This is a genomic window from Aquimarina sp. KJ22-3, assembly GCF_055808215.1.
Window position 1 is genome coordinate 3,656,652 of sequence record NZ_CM147859.1, and the last position, 23,349, is coordinate 3,680,000.

20 protein-coding genes and 1 pseudogene are annotated in these 23,349 nt (G+C 35.8%); 17 read left to right on the top strand and 4 right to left on the bottom strand.

Annotated features, from left to right (window positions below):
* Positions 1-129: 129 nt before the first annotated feature.
* From mltG to dapF, 3 genes are read right to left on the bottom strand one after another with little or no spacing between them, the layout of a single operon-like run.
* Positions 130-1,173, bottom strand: a complete 1,044-nt coding sequence (gene mltG, locus AC0L3Q_RS16770; RefSeq protein WP_473281204.1) for an endolytic transglycosylase MltG — start codon at positions 1,171-1,173, stop codon at positions 130-132.
* Positions 1,163-1,690 (bottom strand): GNAT family N-acetyltransferase, encoded by a 528-nt coding sequence (locus AC0L3Q_RS16775; protein ID WP_473281206.1) that lies wholly within the window; start codon positions 1,688-1,690, stop codon positions 1,163-1,165. The genes mltG and AC0L3Q_RS16775 overlap by 11 nt, the downstream gene beginning before the upstream one ends.
* Positions 1,684-2,469 carry a diaminopimelate epimerase gene (gene dapF, locus AC0L3Q_RS16780; protein ID WP_473281208.1) on the bottom strand — a complete coding sequence of 262 codons (786 nt, stop codon included), beginning with the start codon at positions 2,467-2,469 and terminating at the stop codon, positions 1,684-1,686. The genes AC0L3Q_RS16775 and dapF overlap by 7 nt, the downstream gene beginning before the upstream one ends.
* Before the next feature lie 167 nt (positions 2,470-2,636).
* On the opposite strand from dapF, the gene AC0L3Q_RS16785 reads away from it, so the two are divergent.
* The 13 genes and pseudogenes from AC0L3Q_RS16785 (at position 2,637) to AC0L3Q_RS16845 (ending at position 17,336) form a co-directional block, all read left to right on the top strand.
* Positions 2,637-4,082, top strand: coding sequence for a S1C family serine protease (locus AC0L3Q_RS16785; RefSeq protein WP_473281210.1), 1,446 nt, complete (start codon positions 2,637-2,639; stop codon positions 4,080-4,082).
* Between the two features lie 123 nt (positions 4,083-4,205).
* Entirely contained in the window at positions 4,206-5,654 is a 1,449-nt protein-coding gene (locus AC0L3Q_RS16790; RefSeq protein ID WP_473281212.1) for a glyceraldehyde-3-phosphate dehydrogenase, read from the top strand.
* A gap of 386 nt (positions 5,655-6,040) precedes the next feature.
* Entirely contained in the window at positions 6,041-6,661 is a 621-nt protein-coding gene (locus tag AC0L3Q_RS16795) for a tRNA (guanine-N1)-methyltransferase (RefSeq protein WP_473281213.1), read from the top strand.
* A gap of 65 nt (positions 6,662-6,726) precedes the next feature.
* Complete coding sequence (gene trmD, locus AC0L3Q_RS16800) at positions 6,727-7,404, top strand: tRNA (guanosine(37)-N1)-methyltransferase TrmD (protein WP_473281214.1); 678 nt, start codon at positions 6,727-6,729, stop codon at positions 7,402-7,404.
* 129 nt (positions 7,405-7,533) lie between these two features.
* Complete coding sequence (rplS, locus tag AC0L3Q_RS16805) at positions 7,534-7,884, top strand: 50S ribosomal protein L19 (RefSeq protein ID WP_473281216.1); 351 nt, start codon at positions 7,534-7,536, stop codon at positions 7,882-7,884.
* A gap of 942 nt (positions 7,885-8,826) precedes the next feature.
* Positions 8,827-11,048: pseudogene (locus tag AC0L3Q_RS16810) on the top strand (NADP-dependent isocitrate dehydrogenase).
* A 179-nt stretch (positions 11,049-11,227) separates the two neighbouring features.
* A complete protein-coding gene (locus AC0L3Q_RS16815) occupies positions 11,228-11,848 on the top strand; it encodes a hypothetical protein (protein ID WP_473281218.1) in 621 nt (206 codons plus the stop codon).
* A 21-nt stretch (positions 11,849-11,869) separates the two neighbouring features.
* Positions 11,870-12,433 (top strand): outer membrane beta-barrel protein, encoded by a 564-nt coding sequence (locus AC0L3Q_RS16820; RefSeq protein WP_473281220.1) that lies wholly within the window; start codon positions 11,870-11,872, stop codon positions 12,431-12,433.
* Between the two features lie 189 nt (positions 12,434-12,622).
* Positions 12,623-12,784 (top strand): hypothetical protein, encoded by a 162-nt coding sequence (locus AC0L3Q_RS16825; protein ID WP_170864595.1) that lies wholly within the window; start codon positions 12,623-12,625, stop codon positions 12,782-12,784.
* Positions 12,785-13,043: 259 nt separating this feature from the next.
* The gene (locus AC0L3Q_RS16830; protein ID WP_473281222.1) at positions 13,044-15,422 is read left to right on the top strand and encodes a TonB-dependent receptor; all 2,379 of its coding nucleotides are present in this window, start codon (positions 13,044-13,046) and stop codon (positions 15,420-15,422) included.
* A gap of 3 nt (positions 15,423-15,425) precedes the next feature.
* Positions 15,426-16,241 (top strand): DUF4249 family protein, encoded by an 816-nt coding sequence (locus AC0L3Q_RS16835; protein WP_473281224.1) that lies wholly within the window; start codon positions 15,426-15,428, stop codon positions 16,239-16,241.
* 59 nt (positions 16,242-16,300) lie between these two features.
* Complete coding sequence (gene murQ, locus AC0L3Q_RS16840) at positions 16,301-17,113, top strand: N-acetylmuramic acid 6-phosphate etherase (RefSeq protein ID WP_473281226.1); 813 nt, start codon at positions 16,301-16,303, stop codon at positions 17,111-17,113.
* Positions 17,103-17,336: a DUF6095 family protein gene (locus AC0L3Q_RS16845; RefSeq protein WP_073316227.1), complete on the top strand. Its 234-nt coding sequence runs from the start codon at positions 17,103-17,105 to the stop codon at positions 17,334-17,336. Before murQ ends, AC0L3Q_RS16845 begins: the two co-directional genes overlap by 11 nt.
* Positions 17,337-17,354: 18 nt before the next feature.
* Here the strand turns inward: AC0L3Q_RS16845 and AC0L3Q_RS16850 are convergent, their stop codons facing one another.
* The gene (locus AC0L3Q_RS16850; protein ID WP_073316226.1) at positions 17,355-17,864 is read right to left on the bottom strand and encodes a DinB family protein; all 510 of its coding nucleotides are present in this window, start codon (positions 17,862-17,864) and stop codon (positions 17,355-17,357) included.
* A 292-nt stretch (positions 17,865-18,156) separates the two neighbouring features.
* Between AC0L3Q_RS16850 and AC0L3Q_RS16855 the strand changes: the two genes are divergently transcribed.
* The 4 genes from AC0L3Q_RS16855 (at position 18,157) to AC0L3Q_RS16870 (ending at position 23,339) form a co-directional block, all read left to right on the top strand.
* Positions 18,157-18,978: a hypothetical protein gene (locus AC0L3Q_RS16855; RefSeq protein ID WP_473281229.1), complete on the top strand. Its 822-nt coding sequence runs from the start codon at positions 18,157-18,159 to the stop codon at positions 18,976-18,978.
* A gap of 172 nt (positions 18,979-19,150) precedes the next feature.
* The gene (locus AC0L3Q_RS16860; protein WP_473281231.1) at positions 19,151-20,362 is read left to right on the top strand and encodes a DNA polymerase Y family protein; all 1,212 of its coding nucleotides are present in this window, start codon (positions 19,151-19,153) and stop codon (positions 20,360-20,362) included.
* Between the two features lie 17 nt (positions 20,363-20,379).
* Positions 20,380-23,058 carry a DNA polymerase III subunit alpha gene (locus AC0L3Q_RS16865; protein ID WP_473281233.1) on the top strand — a complete coding sequence of 893 codons (2,679 nt, stop codon included), beginning with the start codon at positions 20,380-20,382 and terminating at the stop codon, positions 23,056-23,058.
* Between the two features lie 47 nt (positions 23,059-23,105).
* On the top strand, positions 23,106-23,339 hold the full coding sequence (locus AC0L3Q_RS16870; RefSeq protein WP_473281234.1) for a hypothetical protein: 234 nt from the start codon (positions 23,106-23,108) through the stop codon (positions 23,337-23,339).
* Positions 23,340-23,349 lie beyond the last annotated feature (10 nt).

A 23,349-nucleotide genomic window follows, 5' to 3' on the forward strand; every position in this document is an offset into this window, starting at 1 on the left:
CGATAAAAATTAATCACGCAATTCATGAGTTTATTCACAAAAAAAATGATTTTTTGTGAATAAATTTTGTTTTTAAAACCGTAAAATGAGGTAGAAAAGCTTGTCTAGCCTTTTTTTGACGAAGTGGAATTATCGTCTAATTCCTTGCTTATTTATCCAATCGATATACTGCTTTTTATTACGATTATGTTGCTCTATACTTTTCGCGAATTTATGGTATCCCATATTTTCTACATTAGCTACAAAAAAGTAATACTCATGCTTCTCGTAATTAAGAACGGCATCGATTGCAGAAATATCTGGCATTGTAATAGGTCCTGGAGGCAATTCTGCATACTTATAGGTGTTATAAGGACTATCTAGTTCAAGATCTTTGTACAAAACTCTTTTGATCACTGTTTGCCAGTCATTCCTATGTTTTTTTATCGCATAAATAACGGTTGGGTCCGCATCTAGTTTCCATCCATTATTGTATCGATTCATATACACCCCAGCTACTCTTGGCCGTTCATCGACCTTGGCGGTTTCTTTTTGTACTATAGATGCTACAGTGATTACCTGAGTAGGTGTAAGCCCTATTTTTTTTGCTTTAGCTGTACGCTTCCCCTCCCAAAAACGGGTATACTCTTTGAGCATCCTATCTCTGAACTGTTTTGCCGAAGTATTCCAGAAAAATTCATATTTGTTAGGAATGTACATTGACAATGCAGATTCTAAGGAGAAACCATGCTCTTGAACAAAAGCTTCTTCTTTAAAAGCAGTAATTAAGGAAGTACTATCAGCTTCTATTTGTTGCGCTATACGTCCCGCAAGATTCTCTAATCGTTCCTGATTATTAAAAGTAACATTAATCGGAGTATTTTTACTTCTCAATATATTTACAATATCATTATTATTCAGTCCTTTTTTGATAATGTATCTACCAGCCTTTATATTTTTTGAATACCCTTTTCTACTGGCAATCCTATCAAAACTGTAAATATCCTTAATGGATGGTGAAATTATTTCGATTAACTCTGTATAAGTAGCATCTGTAGGTATCTGTACGATAACCGAATCTTCCTCAAAGTTGGTGTTTGGAGAAAAAACCGCCTGATACACATTGTAAGCAAAAATCCCTCCTCCTATTAATCCCATAAGAGCTATTGCCAATAATATTTTTTTAATGTACATATAACAATTGATATAAAAGTTCGTCTTTGTAAGTGTTATTGATAAGGTTCCAATCCTTTTTTACTCCAATTTTTTGAAAACCTCGACTCTCGAATAACTTAATACTGGTTAAATTATCCTCAGAAATATTAGCGTATAGCTGATGTAACCTAAGATGAGTAAAACCGTATTGTATGATTAATTGTAGGGCCTCAGCTCCATATCCTTTCCCTCTATGTTCCTTTTCTGCAATAATAATCCCAACTCCTGCCCTATTATGAGTTGGATTATAATCAAATAAATCAATTAGTCCTATCGAAGCATCGTCCGTGGTACAAATCACCAATCTCAACTGCTTGACTTCATAAATATCCTGATGCGCATTTTCGAGATATTGTTTGATTAAAAATCGCGAATATGGGGTTTGTGTAGAACTCATTTCCCAAATTTGTTCATCGTTTTCAATAACATAAACAAAATCAAGATCTTCAGGCTCAAGTGCCCTTAAATAAATATGTTCTCCTTTTAATGTTAACATTCAATTTCTCCCTTAAAAACTTGTTCGGCAGGGCCAATCAGAAAAATATCCTTGTATCCCTCAGGCGTAGGTTTAAAAGTCACCTTCAACGCTCCCCCAGGAGTATCTATATTCACTTCTTCCTGATCCACTTGTTGAGTAGCATGCATTGAAAGTGCAACTGCCGTTACTCCTGTACCGCAAGAAAGTGTTTCATCCTCTACACCTCTTTCATAAGTTCTTACAGCAAACAAATTACCATTCTTTTTTTCGACAAAGTTCACATTACTACCAGATTCAAAATAAGGCGCTCCATTCCTAATGGATCTACCCACATTTTGTACATCAAACTCAGCTAGCCGGTCTACCATAGTTACATGATGTGGCGATCCTGTGTCTAAAAAAAGGTGAGATTTATATTTTTCAATCTCTTGTACATCTTGCATTTGCAAACGAACAAGACCATCCTTAATCTCTGCATGGTGTTTCCCGTCAATCGCGGTAAACGTTGCTTTATCTTTTATAATATCTAAAAAAGCTGCAAAAGCAACAAGACACCTACCTCCATTACCGCACATTGAACTTTCATTTCCATCAGCATTAAAATACACCATGGTAAAATCATCCTCATCATTTTGAGGTTGCTCCAACAACATGAGACCATCTGCTCCAATTCCAAATTTCCTGTCACAAAGTCTCGCAAACAATTTGGTATTATTTTTGGACACAATAGCATCACGATTATCAATAATTACAAAATCGTTTCCGGTACCCTGATATTTATAAAATGTAAGGATCATTATTCTTTTTTTGTAAAAGGCAAAGGTACAAAGAATGATGACATAATACCGCTGTTAATTGTGAGTTAAAAATCACAAAAAAAGTATACTATAATTGTAATTTTAATAGTTATTGATAGTCTATTCAAGAAATAATTAGTCAAAGTAAAATATAAAAAGTTAAGCAAATGAAAAGATTTTTGAGTTTATTGGCGGTGGCAATTCTAGCAGGAGTGCTTACCCTGGGTGCTTACAAAGCCTTTTTAGAACCAGAACCAGAGAAAATAGTAATTACCCAAAGTGAATCCAAGACCAGTGCGATTCCCACAGCTTATACGGTTGCTAATACAAAATTAAATGCTGCTGCACAAGTTGGAGCAGACTTTACCGTTGCTGCAGAAAAAACAGTAAATGCCGTAGTGCATGTTAAACAATATGGGGTTACACGCGCTCCAAGAAATTTGATGGAATTTTTCAGAAATGGAGGAGAAAAGGAAAGAAGAATTCAGGGAGCAGGATCAGGAGTGATCATTACCGAAGATGGATATATCGTTACCAACAATCACGTTATTGATGGTGCAACAGATTTAGAAGTCACCTTAAACAACAACAAATCATACAAAGCTACAGTTGTAGGAACTTCTCCTCAATCCGATATTGCATTAATTAAGATCGACCCGCAAGAAAAATTATCCTATATCCCATTTGGCAACTCAAATAATGCCAAAATTGGAGAATGGGTACTTGCTGTAGGAAACCCTTTTAATCTTACCTCTACAGTAACCGCTGGTATTATCAGTGCAAAATCAAGAGATCTAAATGAACAAGATGCTAATTTCCAGTCTTTTATACAAACCGATGCTGCGATCAACCCTGGTAATAGCGGTGGTGCTTTGGTCAATACCCGTGGAGAATTGATTGGCATCAACACTGCGATTACCTCACAAACGGGAAGCTATGTGGGATATGCCTTCGCCGTGCCTTCCAACAATGCAAAAAAAATTGTAGAAGATATTTTGGAGTTTGGAGATGTGCAAAAAGCCATTATCGGTATTAATGCAGCTCCATTCACAGAGGATTACAAAGAGAAATATAAGATTACCGAATCTCAAGGAGTAATCATCGCAGGTATCGAAGAAAATAGTGGAGCTGCAAAGGCAGGTTTACAAGAAGGAGATTTAATTAAAGAAATTGATGGATTACGTATTAGAAAATTCGCTGACCTGACAGGATATGTAAGCAGTAAGAGCCCGAATGATGTGATTAATGTAAAAATTGTTAGAGATAATAACGAACTTATAAAACCTGTTCGGTTAAGCAAATACGTTATCCAACAGTATATTTTACAGGATGTAGGTGTAGAAGTTGCTAATCCCCCAAAAGATTATCTTAAAAGTTTTAATACTGATCATGGTGTAGTCATCTCAAAAGCGCTAAGTGCAAGAATGCAACGATATAACCTAAAGGGATTAATCATTAGCGAGATTGATGGTAAAAAGGTCAAAAATGTTATGGAAGTCAAAGAAATTATTGACAGTAGATACCCTGACGAAGATCTAACCATTAGTTTGATAGACAGAGATGGAGAAAAAGAGAGTTTGTTTTTCAATAAAACAAGCACCAAACCCTTATAAAATAAAGGCTCCCATTGCAATCAAAAAGTAATGGGAGTTTTTTATTAAAAAAGGTTTTACGAAAACGTTTGAAATATATACTTTTGCACGAAATTTCAAGACTGTAAAAAACACAACAAAATTATGAGTTCTAACGAAGTTTATGAAAAAGAACTTGCCTTCCAAGCAGACAGACGGCGAGCAACAGTAGCGTTTATCAAGACTGTGAGTGATTTATGGTACGACAACTCTATCGAATTGGTATTGTTTAGAAACCAATTGATAGACAAAAATGTAAGCGAAATCATCAATCTACATGAATATGCTGGAGAGTTCGTGCAAAAACCTATTTCCATTTTTGATTCTGTAGAGATCGCCCAAGCGATCAAATTGATGGATTTACCTCCTTCTAAATTAGATATTGGTAAACTAACTTATGAGTACCATTTGGCAAGTGATGAATTTGGTTCTGTAAATCGTTTTGTACAGGAAAAATTGAAAGATGCCAAAACATTCAAACCTATTTCTCCTAAAAATGTAGTATTATATGGATTTGGAAGAATTGGGCGTTTGGTAGCAAGAGAATTAATGACGATTACCGGTAAAGGAAGTCAACTTCGTCTTCGAGCCATTGTAACTAGAGGAGCAATTACTGAAGAAGTTTTAGAAAAAAGAGCTTCTTTATTAAGAAATGATTCTGTACATGGTGAGTTTGCTGGTACTGTAGAGACCGATATCGCAAACAATTCACTAATCATCAACGGAACTACTGTACATATTATTAGTGCCAACAATCCAGAAGACATCGATTACACAACTTACGGCATCGATGATGCTTTGGTAATAGACAACACGGGTGCTTTCAGAGATCAAGAAGCACTAAGTCGTCATTTAAAAGCAAAAGGAGTAGACAAAGTTTTACTTACTGCCCCTGGAAAAGGAATCCCTAATATCGTTCACGGAGTAAATCACAAAGAGAACGATCCTGATAAGGTGAATATCTTTTCTGCGGCTTCATGTACAACAAACGCCATTACTCCTGTTTTACAAGCAATAGAAGAAAGCTTCGGTGTAGTAAACGGTCACTTAGAAACCATTCATGCATATACCAATGACCAAAACCTGGTAGATAATATGCACAAAAAATACAGAAGAGGTCGTGCTGCGGCTTTAAACATGGTAATTACTGAAACAGGAGCTGGTAAAGCCGTTTCAAAAGCATTACCGAGTTTGGAAGGTAAATTGACTTCTAACGCTATTCGTGTTCCTGTACCAAACGGTTCTTTAGCAATCTTAAACCTTAATCTCGAGAAAAAGACCTCTAAAGAAAGCCTTAATTCGGTAATCAAAAAATATGCACTAGAAGGAAACTTGGTAGAGCAAATCAAATATTCATTAGACAATGAATTAGTATCATCTGACATCGTAGGATCTTCTGCTCCTTCGATCTATGATAGTAATGCTACTATTGTAGATGCAAGCGGAAATAATGCTATCATATATGTATGGTACGATAATGAGTATGGATATAGTCACCAGGTAATTCGACTATCAAAATACATTGCCAAAGTAAGACGTTTTACGTACTACTAGAAAGCAACAAAACAGAAACAAGAAAAGGTGGTTATTTGAATAACCACCTTTTTATTTTATATCATTTTTTTCTTTTGCCCCTACCACAATTACTTCTTTTGTCAAAAGCAGCAGAAAACCCTTTAAAAATCCATGCAAACAACCACTTCATTTGCAGACAATTAATCCAAAAACCAACCCAAAGTAATTTCTTACAAAAAAACTTCATAATTACTTACAATATCGTACATTTATTACCGTTACAGAAGAAATTAAACGTAGATAAAAGGAGCTAAAAATTCGTTAGAATCTAAACTAGGAATCTAATGGGTTATTTTGCTACTACATTTTTAAAATAATTTAGGCATTCCATCTTACATTCAACGACCAAAAACAATACTATTCACATGAAATTACTACAATATCTATTTTTTTCTATCATAATCACTTTATCATTTTTAAACCAAGCCAAAGCTCAGGAAGAAAATCTATCTGCAGAACAAGCTTTACAACAAGAGGATATTGAAGGGCAGTTTGATGTAGTGATCAAAAAGTCTGGGAGATACCAGGAATACAAGGTAGTAAAGCAAGTTTGGTTAAATAAACTGAAATCAAACACTATAGATTCGATTAAAACGCTAGAATCAAAGCTAAATGTTTCTAACCAACAAATCGAACAACAAAAGACCACGATAAGTGGACTTCAAGAATCTCTAAATAAAACCAACGAAGATTTAGCTACCGTAACCAACGAAAAAGACAGTATGAGTTTTGTGGGAGCTTCGGTTTCAAAATCCAGTTACAAAACCATTATGTGGTTGATCGTTGGTGGACTTATTCTATTGTTGAGTTTCTTTATTTTCAAATTCAAAAACAGCAATGCAGTTACTATACAAGCTAAAAAAGCCCTAGCAGAAACTGAAGCCGAATTTGAAGATCACAGAAGAAGAGCTCTGGAGCGCGAACAAAAGGTGATGCGTAAACTTCAGGATGAAATCAATAAGCAGCGAAAAGCAGGTGCCAAGTAAGCACTATTTCTAGATTATTTACATATTCTTTTGCATCTTTGCAGCTCTCAGGAAAATGATGAAAGATGCGCATTGATATCATAACAGTAGTTCCCGACATTCTAAAAAGCCCCTTTGAAGCTTCTATAATGAAGCGTTCTATAGAAAAAGGCTTGGTAGAGGTCCATTTACACAATCTCAGAGATTATACGAGCGATAACTATCGACAGGTTGATGACTACCAATTTGGTGGAGGCGCTGGTATGGTGATGATGATAGAACCTATTGATAAATGTATTTCCAAATTACGATCGGAACGTGAATACGACGAGGTGATCTATATGACACCAGACGGAGAAACACTTAATCAGGGTATTGCCAATCAACTATCACTAAAAGGGAATCTAATCATTCTTTGTGGTCATTATAAAGGCGTAGACCAAAGAGTCCGGGATCATTTTGTCACCAAAGAAATATCCGTAGGCGATTATGTTTTATCTGGAGGTGAACTTGGAGCTCTGATCCTATGCGATGCGATCATACGGCTAATCCCAGGTGTACTCGGAAATGAAACCTCTGCCCTCACCGACTCTTTTCAAGATGATCTGCTTGCTCCACCTATTTACACTAGGCCTGCTGAGTATAAAGGGTGGAAAGTTCCGGAAATTCTAACTTCTGGCAATTTCCCAAAAATTGAAGCCTGGAGAGAAGAACAAGCCTATCAACGAACTAAAGAACGAAGACCGGACCTATTAAATGATTAACTCCTGAAAATAAATACAATAAAAACATTGTGAATACACAAAATATATTTATTTTTGCAGCCTGATTAGAACAACCTCTGGCGAAAATCGTGAATGTTGCTTTAAGGAAACCTAAGAAACTATATCAAAATGGAAGATTTAGTAAAATTCGTACAAGACGAATTTGTTACCAAAAAAGAATTTCCTGAGTTTGCAGCAGGAGACACTATCACAGTGTATTACGAAATTAAAGAAGGAAACAAAACACGTACACAGTTCTTTAGAGGAGTTGTTATCCAAAGAAGAGGTTCTGGAGCTACCGAAACATTTACCATCAGAAAAATGTCTGGTACTATTGGAGTAGAGCGTATTTTCCCAGTTAACTTACCGGCACTTCAAAAAATCGAAGTGAACAAAAGAGGTAAGGTACGTAGAGCACGTATTTTCTACTTCAGAGGTCTTACTGGTAAGAAAGCTCGTATTAAAGAAAAAAGAAACTAATTTCTTAGTAATAACATACAAAAAGAGCTGCTCAAACGAGCAGCTTTTTTTATGAACAAAAGTTAATAACTTAAGTTTATAAGTGGTTGATAACTAAGATTATAGTATTTTTTGATTACCTCATCAATTTTCACTATATTTAATATAGAAATTACATTGTTAAGTGATGACAAAAGGATTCCTGATATGTAATTCACACAATACGTTCTTTGAACATCTTAAGACCTGATTAAATTAAAATAAATATAAGACGAAAGTTATTTTTTTGAGTACATCCTTGAAATAACTTTAAAGGGCTTTACTTTGAAATCATTTCAAAATGAAATTCAAAAGAAAAAATTAAGTTTTGACACCTTTTTAATTTAAAACGGCATTAGACTTCTCGGATGAATATAGGAAAATCGTACAGCGATTTAAAGCATTCGAATTAGTCGTATGAATAGAAGTAAATTATACAAATTACGATTTGACAAGTTTAAGTCTATTCAAACCGGAAATAGGACACTATGGTATAAAAAACGAAAGTTTTTATTTTATTGCGGGTAAAACAGCTAACATTGTAGTAGTATTTCCAATGAAGCCATATCAAAATATTCGTATTCTTGATATGGCTTTTTATTTTTTGTCAAAATCCTAATTTTGACATGCTTTTCTCCCCTTCTTCCTAATATACTCTCTTTATTTTTAGTATTCTACAATACGCATCCTTTAACTCAAAACTAACATCCCTCAGGTTGCATATGGATGAGTAGATTTGTATCTTCGCGCACGGAAAAAATTTGATAAGTCCGATCAAACAAAACATTGATCTTTTTTTGAACACTTTGTTTGTCATCGCAAAAGCAAACGACTAATTATTTCCATTATAAAAACAACATCATAATTTAATTCGATATCATGGGTTCCAACACTGCAACCTGATATCCTGAAAAAACAAGAAATATGGGAGTTAACACCTCAAAGATTGTTTATACCAAAACTGACGAAGCACCAGCTTTAGCTACTTATTCTTTTCTACCAATCGTCAAAAAATTCACAAAATCGGCCAACATAGATATTGAAACCAAAGACATATCTCTTGCCGCACGTATCTTAGCCAATTTTCCTGAAAAACTATCAGATAAGCAAAAACAGGCTGATGCACTTGCCGAGTTGGGAGAGCTTGCTCAAAAACCTGAAGCTAATATCATCAAACTTCCAAATATCAGTGCTTCAATACCACAGTTAAAAGCAGCAATCGCAGAATTACAATTACAAGGATTTGATCTCCCAAATTATCCAGAAGAACCAGAAAACGATACCGAAAAGGATATCAAATCAAGATACGACAAAATAAAAGGTAGTGCCGTTAATCCGGTACTAAGAGAAGGAAATTCTGACCGAAGAGCTCCTAAACCAGTGAAGCAATATGCTAGAAAAAATCCTCATTCTATGGGGGCATGGAGCGCTGATTCTAAGACTCATGTAGCTACCATGTCTAGTGGTGATTTCAGATCTAATGAGAAATCATTAACCGTTGATGAAGCTGGTGATGTACGAATTGAGTTTGTAGATGATAGTGGAAGTGTTACCGTTTTAAAAGAAAAAACACCATTACTAGAAGGTGAAGTGATTGATGCAACCGTAATGAGCAAAAAAGCACTTATCGCTTTCCTCGAAGAACAAATAGCAGATGCCAAAGATAAAAATGTGTTGTTTTCATTACATATGAAAGCTACTATGATGAAAGTATCTGATCCAATTATTTTTGGCCATGCGGTAGAGATCTTTTTAAAGATGTCTTTAGCAAACACGCAGAAGCTCTTGAAGAAATAGGCGTAGAAGTCAATAATGGTTTTGGTGATTTAATCAATAAGCTTAAAAGACTTCCTGATGCTAAGCGAGCAGAAGTAGAAGCAGATATCAAAGCTTGTTACGAAAATGGACCAAAATTAGCGATGGTAAATTCTGATCAAGGAATTACCAACCTTCATGTACCAAGTGATGTGATTATTGATGCATCGATGCCAGCGATGATCCGTAACTCTGGTCAAATGTGGGATGCAAATGGAGATACTCAAGACACCAAAGCAGTGATTCCAGACAGTAGTTATGCAGGTATTTATCAAGAAACTATCGATTTCTGTAAAAAGAATGGCGCTTTTGACCCTGTGACTATGGGTACTGTTCCAAATGTTGGATTGATGGCAAAGAAAGCTGAAGAGTATGGTTCTCATGATAAAACATTTGAAATTGCAGGTAATGGAACCGTAAGAGTTGTAGATGCCTCTGGCAACACCTTAATCGAGCACACCGTAGAACAAGGAGATATCTGGCGTATGTGTCAGACCAAAGATGCTCCTATCAAGGATTGGGTAAAGCTTGCAGTGAATAGAGCAAAAGCTACTGATACTCCAGCGGTTTTCTGGTTGGATCCAAACAGAGCTCACGATGCGCAATTGATCAAAAAAGTAAATGCCTATTTACCAGCTCACGATACCACCGGTTTAGACATTAGAATTATGTCGCCAGTAGAAGCTACACGTTTCTCTCTAGAGCGTATCAAAGAAGGGAAAGATACCATCTCGGTAACTGGAAACGTATTAAGAGATTACAATACAGATTTATTCCCTATCCTAGAGTTAGGAACAAGCGCAAAGATGCTTTCTATTGTACCTCTAATGAATGGTGGTGGACTTTTTGAAACTGGTGCGGGAGGATCAGCTCCAAAACACGTACAACAGTTTAACAAAGAAGGACATTTACGATGGGATTCTTTAGGTGAATTCTTAGCCCTAGCCGTTTCTCTGGAGCATTTAGGAGAGGTAAACAACAATCCAAAAGCTTTGGTAATTGCAGAAGCTTTAGACGAAGCTACCATCAAGTTCCTGGATAATAAAAAATCCCCTTCCAGAAAAGTCAACGAGCTTGATAATAGAGGAAGCCATTATTATTTGGCATTGTACTGGGCACAAGCGCTAGCTGCACAAGACAAAGATGCAGACTTAAAAAATGAGTTTGAAGCCATCGCAAAAGCTCTAGCCGATAATGAAACCACCATCATCAATGAATTGAATGACGCTCAAGGAAGTGCTGTGGATATGGGAGGATATTATTGGCCAAACGTGTCAAAAGTATCCAATGCGATGCGTCCAAGTGAAACTTTGAACAACATTATAGGATAGAAAAGTTTTATTTTCAACAAAAAGGCTTGTAAAATTTAGATTTTACAAGCCTTTTTTAATTTATAGGCATTTAGGAAATAAAAATATTTGGCGTTTTATGCAACCCCTACAAAAGTGAGTTGTCTATACCTGTAACACTAAACGTCATCTATGAAAACCTCAACAAAACTATTGTTGTTATGCTGTATAGCATACAACTTCACCGGATACTCACAAAAAAAGAATCACAAGGCTATATAGAATTTAACGATCGAAAAAACATTCTTCACGGTGTTTATCTGGGTTTTGATGTTGCCTATGGAAAAATTGACGGGAAAAATAACGTCTCCATTTTTGGAATAAAAGTGGCGTATGTAGCCAATCAGAAAATGGAACTGGGAATAGCAGTGAGAACACTTTTTTCTGGATTAACAGAAATTGATAAAACATCCGGTGGAGATTTTGACCTACGAGGTATTTACGGAGGACTTCATGTGGAGAATGTATTCTTCAATAATAAGAAGGTCAAATTATCTATACCCGTATTACTAGGGATCGGATATATTAACGGTTCTGGCGATTTTACAAAAAGCACAGATATGATGGGAGTATTAGAACCAGGAATAAACGTTCTCTATAACCTCAATAAATACATCCAGTTAGAAGGAGGTATCAAATACCGATTCTCTACCCCTATTGATCCTGTACCCACAGTACTGGATAACATTAATGGAACCTCAATAGGGCTAGGCGCCAAAATTGGAGTTTTCAACTTAGGAAAAAATAGATACAAAAAACAATTACACGATCATCAAAACTAACATTGTAACATCTTAAATATTATGAAACGTCACCTATTATTCGCCCTGCTTTTAATCTTTGCAAGTACATCTTTTTCTCAAGACTCTAAAATTAGTTTAGAATTGAATTACCCTTTACCTATCGATCAGAATTTTATAGGAGAGAATTATGATGGAATCATCGATCTGGGTATAGATTACAGATTTGCCAACATAAAATTTATCAAAATTGGAGCTTCTTTAAATGGAAGTCTATTCATCAACGATAACTTTCAAAATATCGATATCACCGCATATGCAGTACAACCTAGAATCTTTGGAGAACTTGACATCCCATCTCTTCAAAAATTGCACCCTTCTCTTGGAGTTGGATATACCATCATGTTTTTTGATGCTTCTGGTGGATCTAGCATAGCTCCAGTTGACACCAGTGAAACCGAAGGCGGAATCAACCTAAATGCAGGGATAGCTTATGATGTTTTCAAAAAGTTCTTTATTCAGTTACAATGTGATTTTGTAAAGCTAAGTACAAACGATGATGTACCTGATACCACTTTCAACACTAATGTGAATATTTTGAAAATCGGAATAGGGTATAGAATCTAAAAAGCATAAGAAATACAGCAAATACTAAAAAAACAACAAACCAAAACCAAACACTTGTTTTTCAGTTATTTAAAATTAAAAAAACAACCTTTTCAATTCCGTAAAATAACGTAATCAAAAGCTACTTTTAATTTTAGGCACAGTAATTGATGTTACATTGATAGGTGAAAACCTTTTAATAAGCCCCGGATGAAAAAAAACAAAATACGAACCAACAAAATTAATAGTGCCTATGTATTTGCAGAAGACGACAAGGTATATCTTAAATGCCATCCCGGTGATCAATCCAGAAGTAGTAATTTTATACACTCCTCAGAATGGATACCCATTAGCTTTTGCTGGGAATCTTAATTAAACAATGTAACCATACAGGTTGTGGTTAAGTGTGCCCTATGGGCAAACACAATCATAATAATTCAACCACATAATTTTACAATTCTTTAAAGTAACAATTAGTTGATACACTCTTCTTATTGGTATATTCCTGCGGATAAATAACATTTATTTAGGATATGTACTCAATAACGAAGGGTTATTATTTATTAATTTTGGATACTTTAGCATATATTTAATTACCTTCCTAACCGTACAAATTTTAAAAATATTGCTTTTGAAAAAGAACATTTTATTGAGCCTTTTGGCCATTTGTACATTACATTTTTCAATATTTAGTCAAGAGAAATTCACCATCAGTGGCACAATTTCCGAAGCATCAAGTAACGAAACCTTGATCGGAGTCAACGTCATTTTTCCAGAAATTGGGAATGGTGTCGTTACCAACGAATATGGTTTTTATTCTATTACACTTACCGAAGGCACATATACGGTTCAGGTAAGCTATCTTGGGTTTAAAGACATTGTACAAGAAGTTGTGTTAAATGAGGATATGAAACTTAATTTTCAGTTATCGGAATCCTCAGAAATGTTGGAGGAAGTTGTGATTACCGAAAAAACCGAAAAACTAAATATTAGAAATCCTCAGATGAGCATCAACAAGCTTTCGGCCAATACCATAAAGCAAATTCCTGTGGTTTTGGGAGAAGCCGATGTCATCAAGTCCATCATTCTTTTACCCGGTGTAACAAGTGGTGGCGAAGGAGCTTCGGGTTTTAATGTACGAGGGGGCGCTGCCGATCAAAATCTAATCTTATTAGATGAAGCTACCATTTTTAACTCCTCTCACCTTTTTGGCTTTTTCTCTGTTTTTAATCCAGACGCTATCAAAGATATCAAACTGTACAAAGGAGGAATCCCTGCCCGTTATGGTGGTCGCGTTTCTTCCGTATTGGATATATATCAAAAAGAAGGAAATAGCAAAAAATTCAAGACTAGTGGAGGCTTAGGTGCTGTTTCTAGTAGATTATTGGCAGAAGGACCTATTGTGAAAGATCGTGGTGCTTTTTTGGTTGGAGGTAGAGCATCGTATGCGCATCTTTTTCTTCCTTTGTTCGATAATGATAATGTTGCCTATTTCTTTGATTTGAATACCAAGCTCAATTACAAGCTTAACGAAAACAATAACCTATATCTATCTGGTTATTTTGGTAGAGATGTATTTGGCATTTCTGAAAGTTTCGAAAATATATATGGCAACACCGTGCTTAACCTCCGTTGGAATCATCTGTTTTCGGACAAATTGTTTTCTAACCTCTCTTTGATCTATTCGGATTATTTCTATGGGTTAGAATTAGACTTTGTTGGTTTCGAATGGGATTCGGGGATACGAAATTTTAATGTAAAATACGATCTGAAACATTATTTGAGTGATAATTTTCAGTTGAATTATGGTATCAACAACATTTACTACAGATTTAATCCTGGAGAAATAAAACCTGATAGTGAAGAATCTGGTATTATCCGGGAAAAACTGATCGATAAATATGCCAACGAATTTGGAGCTTATATCGATGCCGAACATCGAATTTCTAATAAGCTGACGCTGCAATACGGATTACGAATCAGTAATTTTATTAGACTAGGGCAAAACGAATTAAACGTTTACGAAAATGATAATCCGCTGCTTTTTAACCAAGAACTACAGATCTATGAATCTGCAGAACCTATAGGAACAGAAAGTTTTAACCGAAGTGATCAAATCGAAAACTTCACCAATCTGGAACCTAGAATAGCACTGGCGTACGCCTTTAACGAAAACACCTCTATCAAGGCAAGTTATAACCGATTAGCACAATATTTACATCTATTATCAAATACCAACTCTCCTACTCCGCTGGATGTATGGACACCTAGTGGCAGATACATCAAACCACAATTATTGAATCAATATGCCTTTGGTTTTTTTAAAAACATCAAAGACAATGAGTATTCTGTAGAAACCGAAGTTTTCTATAAAGAGATCGAAAACAGAATAGATTATATTGATGGTGCCGAGCTTATTGCCAACAATGCCATCGAACAAGATATTTTGAATGGTGAGGCCAGAGCGTATGGATTGGAATTTTTGTTGAGAAAGAACGAAGGTAAATTTAAAGGCTGGTTAGCCTACACTTTATCAAAATCAGAACAAAGAACACCCGGAAGAACTCCGTTAGAGCCAGGGATTAATAATGGAGAGTGGTATAACACTCCATATGACAAGACGCATGACATATCCTTCAACGGGAGTTATGAGCTGAACGAAAAATGGAAATTTGGAGCTAATTTTGTATTTCAAACCGGTCAGCCCACAAATTTCCCAACAGGGCAATTCGAATTTCAGGGCTTATCTGTACCTGTATTCGATGGACTTCGAAACAGCGAACGATTACCAGAGTATCATCGTATAGATATCTCTGCGACACTTACACCTAGAAAGAATCAAAGTAGAAAATGGCAGGGAGAATGGGTATTTAGCATTTACAATTTATATAACCGACGAAATGCTGCTTCGATTGCTTTTAGTAGAAATCAAGACACCTTTGCCAATGAAGCGATTAGGACATCGATTTTTGGAATCATTCCTGCAGTGACTTATAATTTTAAATTCTAGAGCATGAAAAATTTACAATATCTTTTATTGCTTGTTATTCTGTTTACCAGTTGTGAAGATGTGATAGATGTTGATCTTCCTACCGGGGAACCCAGACTGGTTATTGATGCTTCTTTTGAAGTATATCTTAACGAACCCCAAATCGATGTAGAAGGCGGAATTCGACTCACTTTATCTGCTCCTTTCTTTGATGATGACGTCCCCACAGTAAGTGATGCTACCGTTTTTGTAACTAATAATAGTGATGATTCGGTAATCAATTTTTTTGAAGCGACAGAAGGGCTTTATCTCCCGGCTGGAGTTTTTGTTCCAGAATTCGGGACTTCGTATACACTTACAGTAGTTCATGACAACGAAACTTATATTGCGACTACAGAACTGGTACCTAGTGTTCCTATCGACAATATTGTACAAGGAGATGCCACACTTTTTGATGGAGATGAGACAGAAGTGATTATTTTCTTTACGGATGATGGATCACGAGATGATTTTTATCTTTTCGATTTTGATTTTAGCCTATTTCTACCCAGTGAAGACCGTTTTTACCAGGGAGAATCGTTTAATTTCTCTTATTTCTACGAAGATATGGTTGCAGGACAAGATGTAACTATCAAAATATTAGGAATAGACGAACGCTATTTTAATTACTCTTCTTTACTTATCGAACAAAGCGAACAGGATGGAGGGAACCCATTTCAAACGCCTCCAGCGGTATTACGAGGAAATATCCTAAACACAACAAATCCAGATAATTACCCTCTAGGGTACTTTAATCTTTCTGAAGCTAACCGTTCTGAATTTACTATCGAAGCAAAGTAATCCCAAATAGTCCTGTTGAGATCTATTTTTCTCAACTCAAAAATCAGTATTTTTGTACCATGACCTTTACAAAAATTACCGAGCAATCTTCTCATTATGATCATTTAGAAAAAATGAGCATTAATGAATTGTTAACCAATATTAATAAAGAAGATCAATCTGTACCCCTAGCGGTTCAAAAAGCAATTCCTCAAATAGAAACATTGATTTCTGTAGTCGTTGACAGACTAAAAGATGGGGGGCGACTTTTTTATATGGGGGCAGGTACCAGCGGAAGATTAGGTATTGTAGATGCCAGCGAGTGCCCTCCTACTTTTGGGGTTTCTCATGATCTGGTAATTGGATTAATTGCTGGAGGAGATCAGGCGATCAGAAAAGCAGTAGAGTTTGCAGAAGATAGTACAGATCAAGGATGGGAAGACCTCAAGAAATATAACATTTCAGAAAAAGATGTGGTAATCGGTATTGCTGCTTCTGGGACTACACCCTATGTTATCGGGGCATTGCAACAATGTAATGAAAACAATATTAGTACAGGATGCATCACTTGTAATCAAGGAAGCCCATTAGCTACTACCGCTCAGCATCCCGTAGCAGTAACAGTCGGTCCAGAATTCGTAACCGGAAGTTCTCGTATGAAAGCCGGTACTGCGCAAAAGCTGGTACTAAACATGATTTCTACTGCTACCATGATCCAATTAGGAAGAGTAAAAGGCAATAAAATGGTCGACATGCAACTTAGCAACAACAAACTGGTAGATAGAGGAACCAGAATGATTATGGAAGAGTTAAATATTGACAAAGAAACCGCAGCAGAATTATTAGAACTACACGGAAGTGTTCGTAATGCAATCACAAACTATGGAGCCTAAAAGAACCGATAAACAATTATTAGGAAAAGGAATACAACGCATGGCTATGGCATTGCTTTTTATGTTTATAAGCCCGGTAATTATCCATTCTGCTTTCAAAAATCAAGATCATCCCTGGTATATTCCTATACTAATCCTTGGGCTACTTGGTGCTGGTTTTGCAATTTTTATGGCATTTAAAGGGCTTCGAACCATCATGGAATCCCTTTTCGGTAAGAAATAGCCGGAATATCAATTACAATTAAATACCTTCTCTTTTATTTACAGGTGTGGTAGGGTTATAACCAAAACCAGGAATTTTAATAGACACTCCCAATTGTTCTAGCATATATCCTATAGTAGCATAATGGTGGATAGCATGACTATTGGCATGAGCCAAAATACTCTCCAGCGTATAATTAACAGTAATTTTTCCTTGCCCCATATTATCTGTAACATGGATTAGGTAATCTGTATTTACATCGGTATACGAAGTCAATGTCTCCTGAATTTTATAGATATGATCTTTTGCAGCGTCCTTATCTGTAGAGATAACTTCATCGCGCTTTCTGGCTGTAAGATCAATGTCATTGGTGTCTAATCCACTAATGATACAATCAAAAAAATCTAGCGTATGTCTAATATGAGAACCAATACTAGAATAGTAAGGACCGATAGAAGTATCTTGATAGGTTTTGGAGTCTATTACGTCTAACAAAGCAATCGCTCTGCCAAGGTTATGATTAATTGATGCTATTATTTGTCTTTTCATAAAATTTATAGACGTAAGATACACAATTAACTTACAAGATAAACCAAGAGAATAGAAAATTTATTTTTTATGCATTTTTTAAAATATTACCGAAATATCTGCGTTGTTAAGAACAGTCCGATGTTATTAAATCCCCCTATTCTTACCAAAACAGTAGGATATTTTTCACTAAAAATGTGGTTTACCCGTAAAATTCAAGATAAAGTGCGCATTTTATCGATTAATGACGGATTTTTTTGGATGTTACCTAAAAAATATTGTATAATTGCTTTGTGATTTAAAAGCCCCCATTATGAAGAAGAAAATTGCACTTCCCTTATTTTTATCTTTTTTTATTTTTCAGATTAATGCACAGGAAATATATGATGATGCACTAACAGCCGCTAGTTATGCATATTCGCATAGTAAAAAAGCGCACGGTGCAAATAATGTATATCACACTCAAGAGTATGCAGACAAAGCTATTGAGGCATTCGAAAAAGTAGAAGCATTAGCTGAAGAATGCGGATGTAAGGCTGCAAACGAAATTGCATATCAAGCAAGAGTAGATATGCAAAGTGCTTTGGAGCAGGATACTTACGAGCGTAGTAGATATTTTGCAAAAAGAGCAAAAGACGCTAGTCCAAAATTATTAGATATATTGACTACTTGTCAGGCTAATGCAGGTGATTATGCATATGCAGATGAGGCTTCTATCGAAGAAGAGGAAAATGAAATTGCAGAGATGAAAAGTGAAATGGCTGCAAAACAGCAAGAGCTTGAAGCACAACGTCGTGAGTTAGAATTAGAACAACAAAAACTAGAAGCTCAAATTGCTGAGCAGAATAGAATGAAAGCTGAGTTGGAAGCAAAGCGTGCTGCTGAGTTGAAAGAACAAGCGATTGTGAAGACTAAAGCCGAAACTGCACTTAAGAAGTTAGAGAGCGCTTTACAAGAATTAAGTGTTGTATTAAACGAAAAATCTAGTTTCGAAACACAATCAGACTATCTAAGAAGCGAAAACGAATTAAAGAATGAATCTTTAGACGATACAAAGTCATTCTATGTAAATAGAGCAAAAGAATTGACCCAAACAGCGATGCAACAGTTTGCTAGCTATAACCTGGAGAACTAACGATAACAAATGCTGAATTTTATTTTGTAGCCCCAAAATAAAATTTTTACAAAACGACATCCGGTCATCTGGGTGTCGTTTTTTTATGCTACGATGTTAATAAAAAATCAGGCATAATCTCAATATATTTGGAAAATTTCCATAATTTTGGAATTATTCCAAATACAATGTTTTGAGAACCATATTACATCTCGATTTAGATACCTTTTATGTGTCGGTAGAACGGCTCATAGATACTTCCCTTCAAAGTAAACCTTTGTTAGTAGGTGGTACAAGTGATCGTGGTGTTGTAGCCGCATGCAGTTACGAAACAAGGTCGTATGGAGTACACTCAGGAATGTCGATGAAAATTGCAAAAGAGTTATGCCCAGAAGCAGTAGTGATAAAAGGCAATGCGGGAACCTACAGTAAATACTCTGATGTAGTTACAGAGATCATTAAAGAAAAAGTTCCGGTATTTGAAAAATCAAGTATCGATGAGTTTTATGCTGATCTCTCGGGAATGGATAAATTTTTTGGAGCCTATCAATACGCTACAGAATTACGCCAAAAGGTAATTGCTGAAACTGGTTTACCCATATCATTTGGTTTATCTGTCAATAAAGTAGTTTCCAAAGTGGCAACCAATGAAGCCAAACCCAATAACCAGTTAAAGATCGATTTCGGGACCGAAAAACCTTTCCTCGCTCCATTATCTATTAAAAAAATCCCAATGGTAGGAGATAAAACCTATCATACATTACGAAATCTTGGTGTTCGCTATGTAAAAACAGTACAGGAAATGCCTGCAGATGTAATGAAAGGTGTTTTGGGAGTTAATGGCCTTACCATCTGGAAACGAGCTAATGGTATCGATAACACTCCTGTTATCGGGTTTTCTGAACGCAAATCAATTTCTACAGAACGAACTTTTGATAGAGATACCATCGATATACATAAACTTAAAAACATCCTGATCGCAATGACCGAAAATCTAGCTTTTCAATTGCGAAGAGGAGATAAGCTTACAGCATGCATTGCTGTAAAAGTGAGATATTCTGATTTTAACACCTATTCCAAACAACTCAAAATACCATACACCAGCGCAGACCATATTCTTATACCTAAAATTTTGGAACTGTTTGAAAAGTTGTACCAAAAACGATTATTGGTACGATTAATAGGGATTCGATTTAGCCATCTAGTCAGTGGTAATTATCAGATTAATCTTTTTGAGGACAATGAAAAGCAGCTCAATTTATATCAAGCCCTTGATGACATAAGAATTCGATACGGGGATCGAAGTGTCATCAGGGCGGCTGCTATGGGGGCTTCTACTATCGGGAGAATGCACAATCCTTTTAATGGGCAACCTCCTGTTGTATTGGCCCATAGAAAACAATAGTCAAAATAGTATCGGTAATGTATCTCAATTGCCATTCATATTACAGTTTACGCTACGGAACTTTTTCCGAAATAGAGCTATTAGAATTGGCTAAAAAAAACCATGTAGAGTCTCTAGCCTTAACAGATATCAACAACACTTCGGCTTGCCTAAACTTCGTAAGAAAAGCAAGAGAGTATGCAATAAAACCCATCGTTGGTATCGACTTCAGAAATAACCACCAACCATTATATGTAGCATTAGCCAAAAATAATGAAGGATACAAAGAGCTCAATGATTTCTTATCATTTCATGCTCACCAAAAAATTGATTTACCCGTTCTGGCACCTCATTTCAAGCATGCGTTTGTTATCTATCCACTAGAACAAGTAATTGCAATACATAAAACCGAATTTGAATCCAACGAATTTATTGGTGTTTCTATCAAAGAAATCCCAAAACTCCGATTTTCAAAATATGTACACCTCAAAGAAAAACTAGTCGTTCTTCAACCTGTTACCTTCAGGAATAAAAAAGACTTCAATACGCATCGTTTACTTCGAGCCATAGATAACAATATTTTACTCAGTCGCCTACCTACAGAACAACAAGCTTCTTTTTCTGAACAGATGATTCCTGCAAATACCATAAAGGAACATTTTTCAGAATTTGATTTCATCAATCACAATACTGAACATCTTCTCAAAGAATGTACTATAGATTTTGATTTTTCAAAAAACAACCCCTCCCTCAACCAAAAGACATATACAGGGACGATAGAAGAAGACAACAAGCTATTACGAAAACTCTGTCAAGAAGGTCTCCCATATCGATACAAAATAGTTACACAAGATGTTACTGATCGCCTCGAGAAAGAATTAACTCTTATCATCAAAATGAACTTTGTTTCTTATTTTTTGATCAACTGGAGGATTATTAATTATGCGCGAGAACAAGGGTATTATTATGTAGGACGTGGTAGTGGGGCCAACAGTATCGTAGCTTACCTATTGCGTATTACCGATGTAGATCCTATCGAATTAGATCTTTATTTTGAGCGATTTATCAATACACATCGTACCAGTCCTCCTGATTTTGACGTAGATTTTTCATGGAGGGATCGACAAGATGTTACACGATTTATTTTTGAAGAATTCAAAAATGTAGCATTACTAGGAGCCTATGTTACCTTTCATTATAAGGGAGCCGTACGAGAAATCGGAAAAGTATTTGGATTGCCCAAATTTGAGATTGATAAACTTAGTGAAGGGGATTACAACTACAATAGTCTGGATCATATCCATAAACTGGTAGTTATCTATAGTCAGCTCATCCAGGGCATGCCAAATTACATCAGTATTCATGCCAGCGGCATCTTAATCAGCGAACAACCATTGCACTATTACTCTGCTACCGATTTACCTCCAAAAGGATTTCCTACTGTACAATTCGATATGATTATTGCCGAAGACCTTGGTTTATACAAATATGATATTCTAGGCCAACGCGGATTAGCAAAGATCAAAGAAGCGATCAAAATTATAGCGTATAATCAACCCAAAAAGGCGGATTTTGATATTCATGATATCCAAAGATTTAAAGAAGATCCTAATATTAATAAACTAATAAAAGAGGCCAAATGCTTAGCTTGTTTTTATGTAGAGTCCCCAGCAATGCGGATGCTATTAAGCAAGTTAAAAACCGATAATTATCTAGGTTTGGTTGCTGCCAGTTCTATCATACGCCCTGGAGTAGCAAAAAGCGGAATGATGCGAGAGTATATCCTACGGGAACATGATGTAGAAAGAAGAAAAAACTCTCACCCCATCATGCTGGATCTAATGGAAGATACTTATGGCATTATGGTATATCAGGAAGATGTGATCAAAGTGGCCCATTTTTTTGCAAAACTTACTCTTGATGAAGCTGATGTGTTGCGACGAGGAATGAGTGGAAAATTTAGATCCAGAAAAGAGTTTAAAGAGGTTCAAGACAAGTTTATCTCCAATTGTAGAGCCGAAGGGTATGCAGAATCTCTAATTTTCGAAATATGGAATCAGGTCTCTAGTTTTGCAGGATACGCTTTCCCAAAAGGTCACTCGGCATCATATGCTGTAGAAAGCTACCAAAGTCTGTTTTTAAAAGCCTATTTCCCAATAGAATATTTGGTTGCTACACTGAATAATGGTGGTGGATTCTATCGCCCAGAAGTATATCTGCATGAAGCAATGCAGCTAGGAGCCATCGTGTTGACTCCTTGTATAAATACTAGTAGTTACGAACATATATTAAAAGGAAAAACGATTTTCCTAGGGCTAATGATTTTAAGAGACCTGGATCATAAAACAATAGAAATTATCTTGATGGATCGAAATGAGAATGGCCCCTACTCTAGTTTAGACGATTTTATTGATCGTGTACCTATTGGTATCGAACAAATGAGTATTCTTATTAAAATTGACGCTTTTAGGTTCACACAAAAAAACAAACACGAATTGTTATGGGAAGCTCATTTCAAACTCAACCATACACCTACTCCATATACCAACCAACAACTCTTATTTCATGAAAAAAGGACTAAATATGAATTACCCGAATTAACTACATCATCACTAGAAATGGCTTTTGAACAAATAGAATCCTTTGGTTTTCCCATATGCGGATATTATCCCATATTGGCATCCCCCCAGCAAATAAAAATCGTGCGCTTCAATTAAAGGAGTATCTAAATAAAAAAATTGACATCTACGGATACCTTATTGCTATGAAAAATACAAGAACTCATAACGGGAAGCGAATGTCGTTTGGTACATTTTTAGATCAGTATGGAGACGTATTCGATACCGTATTATTTCCTCCTGTACAAGAAAAATATAGACTAAAAGGAAAAGGTATTTATAGAATGTATGGTAAGGTGGTTGAAGAGTTTGGCTTCTTAAGTATAGAAATCATCAAAATTGTGAAGCAAGATTATATACAAGACCCAAGGTATAGTTAAACATTTTCTC

What these genes read in the sequence shown, in the direction of transcription:
- AC0L3Q_RS16870 (WP_473281234.1), top strand. Translation starts at nt 23,106, where the DNA reads ATGAAAAATACAAGAACTCATAACGGGAAGCGAATGTCGTTTGGTACA.
- rplS (WP_473281216.1), top strand. Translation starts at nt 7,534, where the DNA reads ATGGAAGATTTAGTAAAATTCGTACAAGACGAATTTGTTACCAAAAAA.
- AC0L3Q_RS16785 (WP_473281210.1), top strand. Translation starts at nt 2,637, where the DNA reads ATGAAAAGATTTTTGAGTTTATTGGCGGTGGCAATTCTAGCAGGAGTG.
- AC0L3Q_RS16835 (WP_473281224.1), top strand. Translation starts at nt 15,426, where the DNA reads ATGAAAAATTTACAATATCTTTTATTGCTTGTTATTCTGTTTACCAGT.
- AC0L3Q_RS16775 (WP_473281206.1), bottom strand. Translation starts at nt 1,690, where the DNA reads ATGTTAACATTAAAAGGAGAACATATTTATTTAAGGGCACTTGAGCCT.
- AC0L3Q_RS16865 (WP_473281233.1), top strand. Translation starts at nt 20,380, where the DNA reads ATGTATCTCAATTGCCATTCATATTACAGTTTACGCTACGGAACTTTT.
- AC0L3Q_RS16825 (WP_170864595.1), top strand. Translation starts at nt 12,623, where the DNA reads ATGAAAAAAAACAAAATACGAACCAACAAAATTAATAGTGCCTATGTA.
- AC0L3Q_RS16850 (WP_073316226.1), bottom strand. Translation starts at nt 17,864, where the DNA reads ATGAAAAGACAAATAATAGCATCAATTAATCATAACCTTGGCAGAGCG.
- AC0L3Q_RS16855 (WP_473281229.1), top strand. Translation starts at nt 18,157, where the DNA reads ATGAAGAAGAAAATTGCACTTCCCTTATTTTTATCTTTTTTTATTTTT.
- AC0L3Q_RS16845 (WP_073316227.1), top strand. Translation starts at nt 17,103, where the DNA reads ATGGAGCCTAAAAGAACCGATAAACAATTATTAGGAAAAGGAATACAA.
- trmD (WP_473281214.1), top strand. Translation starts at nt 6,727, where the DNA reads ATGCGCATTGATATCATAACAGTAGTTCCCGACATTCTAAAAAGCCCC.
- AC0L3Q_RS16820 (WP_473281220.1), top strand. Translation starts at nt 11,870, where the DNA reads ATGAAACGTCACCTATTATTCGCCCTGCTTTTAATCTTTGCAAGTACA.
- AC0L3Q_RS16795 (WP_473281213.1), top strand. Translation starts at nt 6,041, where the DNA reads ATGAAATTACTACAATATCTATTTTTTTCTATCATAATCACTTTATCA.
- murQ (WP_473281226.1), top strand. Translation starts at nt 16,301, where the DNA reads ATGACCTTTACAAAAATTACCGAGCAATCTTCTCATTATGATCATTTA.
- dapF (WP_473281208.1), bottom strand. Translation starts at nt 2,469, where the DNA reads ATGATCCTTACATTTTATAAATATCAGGGTACCGGAAACGATTTTGTA.
- AC0L3Q_RS16815 (WP_473281218.1), top strand. Translation starts at nt 11,228, where the DNA reads ATGCTGTATAGCATACAACTTCACCGGATACTCACAAAAAAAGAATCA.
- mltG (WP_473281204.1), bottom strand. Translation starts at nt 1,173, where the DNA reads ATGTACATTAAAAAAATATTATTGGCAATAGCTCTTATGGGATTAATA.
- AC0L3Q_RS16790 (WP_473281212.1), top strand. Translation starts at nt 4,206, where the DNA reads ATGAGTTCTAACGAAGTTTATGAAAAAGAACTTGCCTTCCAAGCAGAC.